8 protein-coding genes, 1 tRNA gene and 1 pseudogene are annotated in these 13,886 nt (G+C 62.1%); 3 read left to right on the top strand and 7 right to left on the bottom strand.

Features of this window, described 5'->3' with window-relative positions; translation table 11 throughout:
* Positions 1–239: 239 nt before the first annotated feature.
* Both ACZ89F_RS04345 and ACZ89F_RS04340 read right to left on the bottom strand, forming a co-directional pair.
* The gene (locus ACZ89F_RS04345; RefSeq protein ID WP_476090559.1) at positions 240–3,323 is read right to left on the bottom strand and encodes an efflux RND transporter permease subunit; all 3,084 of its coding nucleotides are present in this window, start codon (positions 3,321–3,323) and stop codon (positions 240–242) included.
* Entirely contained in the window at positions 3,320–4,408 is a 1,089-nt protein-coding gene (locus tag ACZ89F_RS04340; protein ID WP_476090558.1) for an efflux RND transporter periplasmic adaptor subunit, read from the bottom strand. Before ACZ89F_RS04340 ends, ACZ89F_RS04345 begins: the two co-directional genes overlap by 4 nt.
* 313 nt (positions 4,409–4,721) lie before the next feature.
* On the opposite strand from ACZ89F_RS04340, the gene ACZ89F_RS04335 reads away from it, so the two are divergent.
* Positions 4,722–5,177, top strand: coding sequence for a hypothetical protein (locus tag ACZ89F_RS04335; RefSeq protein ID WP_476090557.1), 456 nt, complete (start codon positions 4,722–4,724; stop codon positions 5,175–5,177).
* An 84-nt stretch (positions 5,178–5,261) separates the two neighbouring features.
* Positions 5,262–6,173, top strand: a complete 912-nt coding sequence (locus ACZ89F_RS04330) for an AraC family transcriptional regulator (RefSeq protein WP_476090556.1) — start codon at positions 5,262–5,264, stop codon at positions 6,171–6,173.
* Positions 6,174–6,241: 68 nt separating this feature from the next.
* On the opposite strand, the pseudogene ACZ89F_RS04325 reads toward ACZ89F_RS04330, so the two are convergent.
* From ACZ89F_RS04325 to ACZ89F_RS04305, 5 genes and pseudogenes are all read right to left on the bottom strand, one after another.
* A pseudogene (locus tag ACZ89F_RS04325) lies at positions 6,242–6,482 on the bottom strand (integrase core domain-containing protein); the annotation flags it as partial.
* Positions 6,483–6,569: 87 nt separating this feature from the next.
* Positions 6,570–7,518 (bottom strand): IS630 family transposase gene (locus ACZ89F_RS04320; protein ID WP_476090555.1). Its coding sequence is split into 2 segments (ribosomal slippage): positions 6,570–7,181 and positions 7,183–7,518, totalling 948 coding nucleotides; the frame shifts between segments, so codons are not numbered across the junction.
* A 337-nt stretch (positions 7,519–7,855) separates the two neighbouring features.
* The gene (locus ACZ89F_RS04315; RefSeq protein ID WP_476090554.1) at positions 7,856–8,065 is read right to left on the bottom strand and encodes a hypothetical protein; all 210 of its coding nucleotides are present in this window, start codon (positions 8,063–8,065) and stop codon (positions 7,856–7,858) included.
* Between the two features lie 751 nt (positions 8,066–8,816).
* Positions 8,817–8,893 (bottom strand) — tRNA-His (locus ACZ89F_RS04310).
* 376 nt (positions 8,894–9,269) lie between these two features.
* The gene (locus ACZ89F_RS04305) at positions 9,270–9,728 is read right to left on the bottom strand and encodes a phasin (protein WP_476090553.1); all 459 of its coding nucleotides are present in this window, start codon (positions 9,726–9,728) and stop codon (positions 9,270–9,272) included.
* A 249-nt stretch (positions 9,729–9,977) separates the two neighbouring features.
* On the opposite strand from ACZ89F_RS04305, the gene ACZ89F_RS04300 reads away from it, so the two are divergent.
* The gene (locus ACZ89F_RS04300; RefSeq protein WP_476090552.1) at positions 9,978–13,877 is read left to right on the top strand and encodes a PAS domain S-box protein; all 3,900 of its coding nucleotides are present in this window, start codon (positions 9,978–9,980) and stop codon (positions 13,875–13,877) included.
* The last annotated feature ends 9 nt before the right edge of the window (positions 13,878–13,886 follow it).

The raw sequence follows: 13,886 nt of genomic DNA, 5'->3' as shown, positions 1-13,886 counted from the left end.
TCCCAAGCGACCACCTCTAGGCGCAATGACGGCGGGCGAATCGGGGATGGGCCAAGTACTCGTGCCGCGATGGCCGTCAGAACAACGAGGACATCTCCTGCCGGGCGCGTCGCCTCGTCTGCGAACCGCTTTCAGATATCCCGGCCGGCGGAATGCCGCATCGAACGATCCCGCCAAAATATCTCTCGAACCGGCCATTCGCTTGGCGGCTAGCCGATTTCCATTCCGCCATTGACGGATCAGCGACTATTGCGAATGCGCCGGGGACGGGTCGGGGCCGGTGACCGGACGCGCCGGATACGGCCATGGAGGCCCTCGATTACCAGAAATAGCGCAGGCGTGGTCAGGAGCGACAGCACCGTCGCCACAATCAGGCCGCCTATCACGACGATCGCCATGGGGGCGCGGAACCCGCCGCCGACGGCAGCACCAAATGCGCTCGGCAACATGCCAGCCACCATCGCCAGCGTGGTCATAAGGATGGGCCTCGCGCGAGTGCGGCAGGCATGGACAATGGCGTCGGCAGGCGACATCCCGTGATCCTCACCGATCTTGGCGAAGTCCACCAGCAGGATGGCATTCTTGGCCACGATTCCCATCAGCATGAGGACGCCGATCAGCACGGGCAGATTGATCGGTGTGCCGGTCACGAACAAGGCCAGGATCGCGCCCGTCAGGGCCAGCGGCAGAGACAACAGAATGATCAGGGGCTGACGCACGCCCGAGAACAACAACACCAGGACGGCGAACATCAGCAGCAACCCTAGGCCCAGCGCGCCGACGAAGCCGCTCATGACCTCATCCATCAGCTCTCCGTCGCCGGCAGCCTGGATCGATATGCCGGACGACAACGCTCGCACCTCTTCGGAAGCACGGATTCCAGAGAGCGCCGTGCCGAGGGTCTGCTCGGCGGCGAGGTCGGCGCCGACCAGAACGCGGCGTTGACGGTCATATCGTTCAATCGACGAAGGCCCCCCTTGCCACTGAACGTCGGCAACGGCGGAAAGCGGAACAGGCCGTCCATCGATGCGTGCCACCGGGAGTGCGCGCAGCAATTCGATGTCACGCCGTGCGGCAGCATCTAGGCGTATGCGTATGGGGACCAGACGGTCCTCGGCCTTGAACTTCGGCAGCACGATATCCGCGTCGCCCACCGCGGCCAAGCGCACCGCATCGGCAATCTGCACGGTCGAGATATCGAGCCGGGAGGCGTCAGGCAGCCGCGGCATGATGTGGATCTCGCTGCGCGTAAAGCCGGAGTCCGTGGAGACATTCGCCAGACCCAACGCCTGCATCTGTGTCTCGACCAGCGCCGTCGCTTCCTGCAACTGCGCAGGCGAAGCCGTAGCGACGGAAATTTCCACCTCGCGCCCGAGGTTGCTGTTCAGCGGCCAGGCCCGCAGGTCCGGCAAGGTGCGCAGCAGATCGCGAACGGCAAGCTGCACCTGACGCTGACTGTTCTGGCACTCGCCCCTTGGTTTCAGGTGGACGATCAAGGTGGAAAGTCGAAGCTCCTGCCTGCCCGAAGGCGACACGCCGCCTTCCACCAGGACGTGCGCAACGTCGGGTATTTCGGCACGCACGCGTCTGGCCATGGCATCCGTCCGGTCGACCAGTTGTTCGAGCGTTACGCCGGGAGAGGCTTCCACGGCGAATATCAGACGGCCGGTATCCTCCGCTGGCACCAGATCGTCCGGCAACTGACTGGCAGCCGCCAGCGACAGCGCAAAACCCAGGACGCTGACGATGATCACCGTACCTTTCCGGCGTACCACCCAGCCCAGAATTCGCGCATACCAGCCCGTCGATGAGACCGGGGGCGTCTCCTCGGATAGCGGCCTCGTCGAAGAACGCAGCAGGTTGGCCGCCATGATTGGCGTGATCAGCCGGGCCACCAGCAGAGAGAACATGACCGAAACCGAGACCGTCAGGCCGAATTGCTTGAAGTATTGGCCTGCGACGCCGCTCATGAAGCCCACCGGCGCGAACACTACGGCGACACTGGTCGAGATGGCCATCACCGCCAGGCCGATCTCGGCGGTGGCGTCGAATGTGGCCTGCCGGGGCGTCTTGCCCATGTGCATGTGCCGCTCGATGTTCTCGATCTCGACGATGGCGTCGTCCACCAGGATGCCGGTCACCAGCGTCACGCCGAGGAGGCTGAGCATGTTCAGCGTATAGCCCGCCAGATCGAGCGCCCAGAAGGTCGGGATGATGGCCAGTGGCAAGGAGGTCGCGGCGATCAGGGTAGCGCGCCAGTCGCGCAGAAAGACGAAGACCACGAAGACGGCCAGCGCTGCGCCCTCGAGCAGCGTGCTCATTGCTGCATCAAAGGTCTCCTGCGTAGGAGTGACGGTCTCATCGATGCGCGTGAATGTGATGTCCGGAGCCAATGCCTGCAGTGTCGGCAGCGCATTGGCGACCGCACGCGCCACCGCGATCTCGTCGGCGCCCCGCGCGCGGAACACGGAGAAGGCAACCGCGGCTTGCTCGCCATCGCGGCGCAGGAATGTCTGAGCTTCGGCTGTCGTATCCGTGGCGCGCGCGATGTCACCGAGACGCAAGCTGCGTCCGGCCAGGGGCAGGAGCGTGTCGGCCAGTTCCTCGACCGAACGTGCGCGCGCCAGTACGCGTACCGGTTGCTGGCTATCGGCCGCATTCCAATGCCCGGCGGGCAGATCGACACGGCCGCCTCGAAGGGCGTTTTGCACGTCGCCGACAGTGATGCCTAAGGACAATAGCCGATCCGGATGCAGGGCGATTTCAATCTCTCTCGCACTCCCGCCCCGGCGTACAACATCGCCAACCCCAGGCAGTCCACGCAGGTGTTGGGAAACGGCATCGTCGATGAACCATGACAGCTCTGCAAGGGATTTACCGGGTGATGAGACCTGCCACGTCACCAGCGCCACACCCTCCGTATCGACCTTGGAAACGATAGGCGCGTCGATGTCGGCAGGCAGTTGGCTGCGCAGCGCATCGACGCGACTCTTGACCTCGAACAGCGCGGTGTCAGGCGTCACATTCAGTTGGAACTCGATCCGAGTGGAGGAAAGGCCATCGGTGATCGACGAACTCACATGGCGTATGCCGGTGATCCCCGCCACCGCGTTCTCGACCAGACGTGTCACGTCCGTTTCCAGCTCTTCGGGCGCGGCTCCAGGCTGCGAAATGGACACGTTGACCAGCGGCAGGTCGATGTTGGGGGTGCGCCCGACTGGCAACGACAGGAAGGACGACACGCCCAGCAAGATCAGCAAGACGAACAGCACCAGCGAGGGGACGGGCTGGCGGATTGCCCAGGCGGAAATATTGAGATTCATCGCGCGATGCCCTTTGCGTCATCGCCGACTGCAGCGGTCCGAACAGGATCGCCATCGCGCAGCAACGAACCCGCTCTCGCCACGACGGCATCGCCGGCATTCAACCCCTTGATGATTTCGGCATGCTCAGCGTTCTGCGCGCCCAGGGTCACGGCCCGTCGCAGGGCCTTGCCGTCCGCGACGACGAAGACATAGACCCCCTGTTGGTCGAACAGCAGGCTGGATTGTGGAACAGCAAGGAGGTCGGCACTGCCGATCCGCAGGCGGGCGCTGGCGCCTGCGCCGGAGACAAGGTTTGCGGGCGCGTTGTCCAGGCTGATCCAGGCCCGGCCCAATCGGGTCTTGCTGTCCAGTGCGCCGGACAGGCGGCGTACTTCGCCTGACAGCATTTGTCCGTCCGCCAAGGTGATGTCGGCGCTCTGGCCGACGCTGGCCTGGCGCCATGCCGTTTCGCTCAGGTCGGCCACCAGTTCCATGGCTCTCTCAGCGGCGATCTCGAAGAGGGAATTTTCGTTCGCGACTTCTCCGATTTCGATACGCCGCCGCTGCAGCAGCCCCGCCACCGGCGCACGAACTTCGGCCCGTGCAAGGTCAATTTCCAGGGCGCGCACGCGCGCCAGCGCTGCGGCGTGGCTGGCCGCCGCCGCATCGGCATCGCTGCGCGACACCGCGCCACTCGTCTTGAGTACCTCGGCACGAGCCAGCGCCTGTTCGGCGCGGTGCAGTTCTCCACGCGCGCCACCCAGTTCGGCGTGCTGCCGCTCAGAGGACAGGCGTGCCAAGATCTGGCCGGCGCGCACCGTCTGACCTTCTTCGGCTAACAGTTCGGTCACCACCAAGCCGGGCGTTTGCGCATGAACCAGCGCTACACGACGCGGCACTAGCGAGCCGCTGACCGTGATGGAAGCAACCAGCGGCAGGATTTGTGCGCGTACGACGCTGACGATCGGAGCGGGCTCGGCAGCTACTTCGGGTTCATCCCCAGCATCGCAACCTTGCAGGATCAAAAGGGCGATAAAAAGGATCGACCATGGTCGAGGGGAATGGCGAGGCATAAAAAGCGATCCTAAAAACTGATAAGTCATGTGCCGCCGACCGGTGCGGCTCACATGATCCTTGGCGGGCGGTGCCGACGAGTTCGCGGTTCGCTCTCAGATACGCTGGTGGGCAGGACGCCACATCGAACGATCCGGCCAAGATATCTCTCAAACCGGCCAATCAAGTGGTGGATGGGGCTCGCGGCATTTGCTGACAGGGGCGCTTTCCCGCGAACGAGCATACTCGCCGTGGCAGGATCGCGGTATTTGTTGGCGGGTCTGCGAGAGCGTCGGTCTGCCACCCGTGATACAGACAAGTACGTCAGTTATTGCCCGTGGACTTGCCTGTTGACCGAATACGATGTCGGCCTTCGGCGGCTCCCGGCAACTCGCACGGTCAACGAAAGGTAAGACGATGCTCCTGGATGAATCCCGCTTTCCCCTTGTCTTTCTGCGCGAGCACGAGGAAGACGGCTCGTCCATTGACGAGGTGCTAGACAGGAACAATCAGCTTGAAAGCCTTCTGGCTAAGCAAACACCGTTCGTGCTGATTGCCGATCACTCTACGCACGATCACGACGACGAGACGCCCGAGGAGCGCAAGGCAAAGGCGCTATTTTTCAAGCGGATCAAAGATCGGATGAGGAAGTATTGCCTTGGACTGATTGTGATCGAAGGCCACTCTCCGATGAATATTGGTGCACGGATTGCCGCGTCGGCGGCAAGCAAAGCTTTGGGCTTTTCCGTCCAGTTCGCAGCCGACGAAGAGCAAGCTGCTACCAAGGGCTTGCTCTTGCTTGAAAAGCACGCTGCCTGAGCTACAATGGCGAGTGGAGAAAGACTTATCATAAAGGGTCACGATACGCTGTTCAGAGCGCTGAGGCCGGATTGGAATGATGTAATGGAGTTTCCGCCTAGAACTGACATCGACACGGTGGATGAAATTCCACGCCTCGTCTTCAGTCTGATCACTGAAGCGACCCTCGTCGGTGAAACGGAGCCTCATCGCCACAACAAGGCGCAATTGATGTACGTCATCAGCGGCGTCTTGACGGTTCAGGCCGCAGGCGGCATCTGGACGGTTCCGCCGCATTGCGCCTTATGGATACCCAGCGGCGTCTCCCACGCCGGCAGGATGGATGGTCACATCAAGATCGGGAGTTTGTACATTGATCCCGGTTTGGCCGCTCCGCTTGATCAGGACTGCGGCATTCTGTTCATACAGCCCTTCCTCCGCGAATTGATCCTGCGCTTCGATTTTGAATCACCTCTGGAAAACATGGACCGCGGGCGCGAAACACGACTCATATCCGTGCTGCTTGATGAACTGGCCGCGGCGCCACTTGAACCAATCCACCTGCCCATGCCGAACGACCGGAGGCTCCGGCGGCTGACCGAATCCATGATTGAAAATCCGGGCCTGCGTTTCACCATCGACGAGTGGGGTGCCCGCGTCGGGGCGAGCAATCGAACCCTGAGCCGGCTGTTTCAGCGCGAAACCGGCATGTCGTTCATTCGCTGGCGCCAGCAACTGCATATCGGTCTGGCGCTGCAGCGCCTCGCGCAAGGCGAATTGGTTACGAACATCGCCATCGATCTTGGTTATGAGAGTGTCAGCGCTTTCATCTCGATGTTCAGGCGAATGCTGGGAACAACGCCCGCGCGGTATTTCGGTGAAGCAGTTTCGGCGGCCTCGGATCGCGGCGACCGAAAGACGCTCGCCCGCGACGAACGTGATCACAACATCGCGGAAGCGGCCAAAACAGCGCCAAATGTCGTCCCGTTAAGATCGCAGCCGCTTCAGCACGGATAGCCCGGAGGAATCATACCGGCGGCGAATGACCGGCGCTGTATGTGATCATTCGGCTCGCGGGTCGATCCCTAGATGTTTAGTCCCATGGTTTGCTGGGCTGGATCGAGCCTGAATCGTTGAGGCTCGATCGTCCAGTTTTGCAGATGTATTCGAAACGCGTGAGACCCTTGAGGGTCTTCAGTCTTCGGCCGAAATCATAGGCTGAGACGAAGTCAGAGAGATGCTGGCGCAGTTGATCATGGCTCTCGTAGTAGAAGCGCTTGACGGTCGCATCCTTGATCGTCGATTCATGCGTTCGACCTTGCCATTATCCGGTATGTGATCATCGTGCCGGAGAACTTCCCGTCTGGCTGCACCGATACAATTGGCATCGACCGCACGGCAGCCTAGAGCGTTTCACGTTTTGACGGAAGCGTATCCCGCATTTACGAAGTAGTTCTTGCATTCGGCTGCCTCGATGGTTTCGACGAGGTGGCCGATGTGGCGCCAAGTTTCCTCGACAGTGCGTTTCTGGGCCTGGCGCATCCAGTGTTTGATCTTGGCGAAGGCCTGCTCAATCGGATTGAGGTCCGGAGAGTAAGGCGGCAGGTACCAAAGCCTGGCGCCGGCAGCCTTGATCATCTGCCTGATGGCGGCCGACTTATGACTTCCCAGATTGTCCATGACGACGATGTCGCCGGGCTTCAGAACGGTGATGAGCTGTTGCTCGACATAGGCCCGGAAGCATTGGCCGTTGATCGGTCCGTCGAAGACACAAGGTGCCGCGAGCCGATCCCAGCGCAGCGCGCCAAGGAAGGTCAACGTGCGCCAATGGCCGTGCGGAGCCAATCCGCGCAGCCGCTTGCCCTTCGGCCCCCAACCGCGCAGCGGAGCCATGTTGGTCTTGATCCAGGTCTCATCGATGAAGACCAGGCACTGTGGATCGAGACCCGCCTGCCAGGACCGCCATCGCTGACGCCTGCGGGCAATATCAGCGCGGGCCTGCTCAAGGCCGAACAGTGTTTTTTTTGAAGCTCAGGCCCTCGCGGCGCAGGAACATCCAGATCGTATTGTGCGAGACCTTGACCCCGCGCGCTTCCAACTCGTCTTTCAGCCTATGCAAACTCAGCTCAGAGGTCTGATTGATCCGCTCCACGATGAAGGCCCGATGCGGCTCAAGAATGCGCTTGCGATGTCCGCCCATCTTGCCCGGCGCCACCGAGCCGGTCGCTCGATAGCGCTGCGACCACTTCACGACAGAGGAAACTGCAACGCCAAAGCGCGATGCCACGGTACGGCAATTCTCGCCTGCGCCAACTGCTTCAACAACACGCTCACGAAGATCGTTTGAAAGCGCTCGCGTCATTAGATGCTGGCCTCCAACCCAGCCTGCATCTTGAATCACAAACAGCCTGATTTGGGAATCCTACGATTCTCTCAAAGTAGGAAACGCTCTAGCGCACCGTCGAGGGCCGACTTATCCCGGACATGGCCGGAACGATGCTTATGTGAACGGATCCGGAACAGATCTCAATCCCCACAATCGCGCGGATTGCCTCCAAACGATCGCAAGGTTAATTTCGGGCTCCGAATTCCAGGAGGATCTCGTTCTGTTGGGCGGCGATGCGCGTCGCATCGGCACAAGTTACATCATGAGTTACTTCATGACTGCCGACGCTCATCGGAATGTGATTGGGCAATCGTCAGTTCGGTCGCAGCTTCGCGTCGAGTTTCACAAGCTTCTCTTCGAAGGCTGCGAGCTCGCGTTCGAATTGCCGCGGCGCCAGCCATATCGTTCGCGCATTGCTGCCATGTAGCGGATCATCGAGTTCAGCGCGGGCGTCGATCAGCCGCTGGACGAACTCCAGCCCGGCGATGGCGCGCAGGCGGCCAGTCCGGTCGAGCTCGAGCAACCGATCCTGCGCGACCCTATAGCGTTCTGAAAGGCTTGCGAATCTGGCGAGGAAGGGCGGTGGGGTCATTGCGAGTTTCATTCGATGCTCCGTGTTGCAGCGGCAGGCGCGAGGTTCGGCCTCCTCCCCAGAGGATGCGGGGCATCCTTGCAAGCCACAAACTGCGGACGCGGCTGAGGCGTGGTTTCGTTTTTTCGCGGTGTTCGTGCGGCACTGCAGGGGGTGCCACCTGGCTTCTCAGGCATCCCGCAGCGATTGGAGGCGTCGGGAACTGCCGCCTCCAATTCAGCGATCATGGTTTGGCCCGCCCACGTTCGACGAGCTGTTCCAGCGCGCTCGCCTCGTCCTCCGCAGCATGAGGCCAACGTTCAGAGTAAGTGGTCTTCTGCGGGGTAGTTGCTCTAAATGTCGGCGCCGTCTTCGTTTCCGGACAGCAACATCGAATGTTACAGCCGTCCATGTGTGAATCAGTCTACGGCTTGAGGCTGCTCGGCCTTTGGGCGTAGCGGTTTCCGCAAAATCCCCGTGGCCATCGGCATTTTCGGCTGCGCAAAGACCTCAACGCAGAACGACTGCCGACGTCGTTGGTAGAGTTCGCTCCCGCCTAGCCGCCAACTTTGTTGACCGTCTTAGACATGGCTGAACTACCTCCATATGGTACCAGAATGGTACCCCTAATAGGGACATTAACACTTAAGTCGGCTTAACCGCCTCAATAACCCGTAAGCTATTGGAATTATTTGATGAATTATGGTACCGTTGGCTGGGATCGAACCAGCGACCTCCGGATCCACAATCCGGCGCTCTAACCATCTGAGCTACAACGGCACGTTTGCCTGAGCGGGATCGAAACAGAAACTCGTCCCGACCGCTCTGTCGTTCGGCGATGCGTCCTTACGGGCTTCTGGATTCTAATTCAAGGCTTTTGGAAAGCAAAGGTCACTTCCCCACATCGGCGCGGCATTTGCCTGGCAAAAAGAGGGCGCAATGCAAGAGCAGGGCACCAGACAAAGAAAAAGGCCGGCGGGAGGAGGTGCCGGCCTTTTCCTGTTACGAGCCAGCGGGAGGAGGTGCTGGCTGGTCACCCCGGGGAGCAGAGGGAGGAGGTTCCACCCGCCGGGTATTGCTTTGTGCTGCCATCATACGCCTGATCGTTTTTAAGAAAATGCGACCTTTTGCTGCATCTTCAGATCATGCGTAAATGTTAGGCAACCTTGATTTCCTTCATCGCCTTCTCGAAGGCGGTCTTGATCGGCTTGGAGACGTCTTCGGCTGCCTTGGAGGCGACGGCCTGGAAGTCCTTGGCCTGCTCGACGGTCGTTTCGACGCGCTTGCGCAGGAAGGCGGTCTGCAGCTCGACGACTTCCGACAGCGACTTGGCGCCGATCAGGGCTTCGAGGTGGGAGAAGCCGGCCTCGGCATTGGCGCGCAAAGCGGAAATGGTCTTGAGCGACAGGTCGCTGGAAACGGTCTTGGCGGTCTCGAAGGTCGACTCCAGAGCCTTCTGGGTCTCCTCGGCACCGGTCTTCAGCTTGGCATAGGCTTCCTTCGACTGCTCAACGCCCTTTTCGGCGAAAGCGCGCATCTGGTCGGTGGCCTTGGAAGCGTCAAAGCTCGGGAATTCAACGTTTTCGATCGTGTCGGCGGTCTTGGTCCTGGACATTTTCCATCCTTTTCAGCAGCAGCGGCTTTGACAGAAAGCCGTCTCGTTCATGTATGATGGCAATATAAAGGCAAATTTTGTGCATTGCAATATCTTTGTTGCAGTGCACCATAAATTTCTTTTGGGCCGTTAACCAAGAGCCCAGATTCCAGCCTTTGCACGTTCTGGCTTGTGGACCTTCGCGCCTCCGGCTTTTATTAACAAAGCGTTAACTGCAAATTCGCCGCTCCGTGAGGGTTCGCCAAGCGCATGCCGTCCGAATATTCCTTCCTCGACGTCGCCGTACTCGACGCGGTCCGCCAGCGCTTTGCCGCCGGCGACGCGATCGCGATCCTGTCGGCCGATCTGGAGCAGGTGATCTGGGCCAACGGACCGGGAGCCGCGATGTTCGGCTATCCCGACATCGAGGCGATCATCGGCGCCTCGGCGCAGCTGCCCTTGATCGCCAGGCGCCAGATCATGGCGACCAGCGGATTTCCCGAGATCGGCAGTGACCGCGCCATCATGGTGCGGCTGGCGACCGGCCTGACCAGCCGCGCCGTCGGCTTCCTGGCCAGTGCGGTGACCATGCCGGACGCCGAAAAGGCGATCATGCTCGCCGTGCCGGCGGCGCAGACAGGTTCGCGCAGTGCCGGCGAAATCGCCGCGCGTGCCATCAGCGGCTTCACCGAGGATGGCCATTTCATCGCCTTTGTCGATGCCGGCGGCACTGTCGAGGCGGCCTCGGAAGGATTTTCGGCACTGGGCATCTTGCCGGAGACGCTGGCTGCGCTCGTTGCCGACGTCGCGGCCGAGAGCGACCGCATCGTCAAGCGCCTCGTCCCCGGCCGCACGGTCTCCTATCCGGCAGGACTGGCAAGATTGACCGAGGAACGGCATCTGCTGGTGGTGATCGACGAGGACCAGCTCGACGACAAAGCCGCTGCCGACGACAGCATCGTGGAACCACAGCAGCCAGCCCCAATCGAGACTGCGGCTCCGGAAAGCACGATCGCCCAGCCGGAACCGGATCAGGACAACAGACCGACAGTCGACAGCGAACAGCCGGCTGCCGCAGTGGACGAACCGAGCGTTACGCAAGCCGCCGAGACCATATCGGTGCCTGCCGAGCCTGAGAATGTCTATCCAGCCGAGCAACCGGCGGACAACGACCCGGGCAGTGCCGACGGCACGCCGGCGCAGCATGATCACTGGTACTTCAATGCCGGTCAGGATGATGCACAACGAACCGACCGGCCAGCCGCAACCGAGCCCGTTGAGCCTCCCGGCACCGTCGCGGAGGTTGCAGCGGAAAATCCGACGCAGGACGATACGAAGGCCGTCGCGCCTCTCGAACACCCGGTGGCGCGGTCGATCGACCGCGCTGCGGCGCCGGTACGCTTCGTCTGGCGCACCGATGCCGAGGGCAAGTTCAGTGCGCTGTCGCCGGAATTCGCCGACATCGTCGGCAAGCCGGCAGCCGACGTGATCGGCCGCCGCTTCAGGGATGTCGCGGCCACCTTCGGGCTCGACCCCTCCGGCGAGATATCAGGCCTTCTGGAACGGCGCGATACCTGGTCCGGGCGCTCCGTGCTGTGGCCGGTCGTCGGCACCGATTTGAAGATACCGGTCGACCTGGCGGCGCTGCCTGTCTATGGCCGCAGCCGCGCCTTCGAGGGTTTCCGTGGCTTCGGCGTCGCCCGCGCCAGCGATGCGGTCGTCGATCCGGAAGCGATCGGCATGGCGCTGGTGCCCAATGGCAAGGCTCCGGCGACGCCGGAACCGCAAGCCGTCGAACCAGCATTGGAAGAGCCGAAAGCCGAGGACACTCAGGCATCGGATCCATTCAAGGGTGAGGTGCCGGCACTGACCATCGTGCCGAAACAGGAACGACGCTTTGCCGACAAGGTGATCCGGCTCGCCGAACATCGCCAGCCGGCCAACGACAAGGGCCTGTCGACCCTGGAACGCAGCGCGTTTCGCGAGATCGGCGAGCGGCTGAAGAAGGACAGCGCCCCGGTCGAGCCGGCAGAGGCCGAGAAGCCCGGCCTCGAAGGCCTCGGGGAAGCGACGACCGAGACGTCTGCGGAACCTTTGGCGGAAACAGCGAAGGCCAAGCCTCCGGTCGAGGCGGCTGGCGACCTGACGCATGCCGGCGATATCCCCGCGGCAGAGCCAGACAACGAACCGGTCGAGCCATCCGAGACCGATATCGAAGACGAGCAGGATCTGGCGCGGCTTGACGGCGGCCACCCGGACCAAGCGGTTGATGAGGGACCCTCCGGACCGAATGTGACGGGCTCGCTGCTCGACTTTGCCGGCCATGATGACGAAAGCGGTCCTGTCGCGGTCAACACTGACGAGGCCCCTGTTTCCGAACCGATGGCGGCGGAACCAGAAATGACCAAGCCTGTCCCGGCTGGCGCTGGTGCGACACATCACGCAGTCGATGACGACAGCATGACGTCAGCTGATTTTCGCGATGCCGAGGATAGTGAGGATTGGGCGCAGTCCAACGAGGAAGGCGCGGCGCTTGGCGAGGAGGCGGCCGCATCCGCCGAGGAAACCACAAGCGACGCCGTCGCGGCACGCGTCGAGCGCCCTCGCCTGCAGGTGCCGCCGCTCAAGACCGAAGGCTTCGTGCCGTCGGCGTTTTCCGCCGGAGATGAGCACAAGGCTCCGGACACCTTGCTGCTCGGCAAGTTGCCGGTGCCCTTGCTCATCCATTCCGGCGACCAGTTGCACTATGCGAACGAGGAATTCCTCAATCTGACCGGCTATGAGGCGCTCGACGACCTGGCGGATGCCGGCGGCCTCGGCGCGCTGTTTGCCGACCCCTATGCCGACGACGGCGCTACCGACGGCACCGATCGCGCGCTGCGGTTGAAGACGCGTGACGGACAGGAATTCCCGATCGAGGCCATCTTGCGCTCGGTTCCCTGGCGCGACGGCAAGGCGCTGATGCTGGTCGTGCGCCGCTCCGGCGAGGACGACGCACCGGCGGCCCTGCATGCGGTTGGCGACGAGCAGACGCAGCCCGACATTCCCGAGCTTAAGGCGCGCATCGCCGAAATGCGCACCATCATCGACACCGCCACCGACGGCGTCGTGCTGATCGGCCGTGACGGCACCATCCGCTCGATCAGCCGCCCGGCCGAAGCGCTGTTCGGTTTCGACAGCGACGACGTGACCGGCAAGCCGTTCGCCTCGCTGTTCGCGATCGAAAGCCAGCGCGCGGCGCGCGACTATCTCAACGGACTGTCCGAGCCCGGCGTGGCGAGCGTCATGAATGACGGACGCGAGGTGATCGGACGCGAGGCGCAGGGGCGCTTCATTCCGCTGTTCATGACCATTGGCCGACTGCCCAACGACAGCGGCTTCTGCGCCGTCGTGCGCGACATCACGCAGTGGAAGCGGGCCGAGGAGGATTTGACGCAAGCGCGTGCGGTGGCCGAGCGCGCGTCTTCGCAGAAGACCGATTTCCTCGCACGCATCAGCCATGAGATCCGCACGCCCCTCAACGCCATCATCGGCTTTTCCGAACTGATGGTCGACGAGAAGTTCGGACCTGTCGCCAATGACCGCTACCGCGACTATCTGCGCGACATCAACCGCTCGGGCAATCATGTGCTCGACCTGGTCAATGACCTGCTCGACATCTCGAAGATCGAAGCCGGCCAGCAGGAGATGGCCTACGAGGCGGTGTCGCTCAACGACGCGCTGGCCGAGACGGTGGCGATGATGCAGCCGCAGGCCAATCGCGAACGCGTCATCATCCGCTCCAGCTTCGCTTCGCGGCTGCCGGAAGTGGTGGCCGACCTGCGCAGCGTGCGCCAGATCGCGCTCAACATCCTGTCGAATGCCATTCGTTACACCCAGGCCGGTGGCCAGGTGATCGTCTCGACCGCCTATGAGACGTCGGGCGACGTCGTCATGCGGGTGCGCGACACCGGCATCGGCATGAGCCAGGCCGAGATCGAGCAGGCGCTGAAGCCGTTCAAGCAGATCAACGCGCTGAAGCGTGGGCGCGGTGACGGCACGGGCCTTGGATTGCCGCTGACCAAGGCGATGGTGGAAGCCAACCGCGCCCGGTTCACCATCAACTCGACACCGGGTGAAGGCACCCTGGTCGAGGTCGCTTTCCCGTCGACCCGCGTGCTCGCGGAATAGGCAGCGCTC

This window comes from Mesorhizobium sp. USDA 3734 (assembly GCF_056279665.1).
The sequence above is the reverse complement of the archived record's forward strand: the minus strand, read 5'-3'. Positions and strand labels throughout refer to the sequence as shown.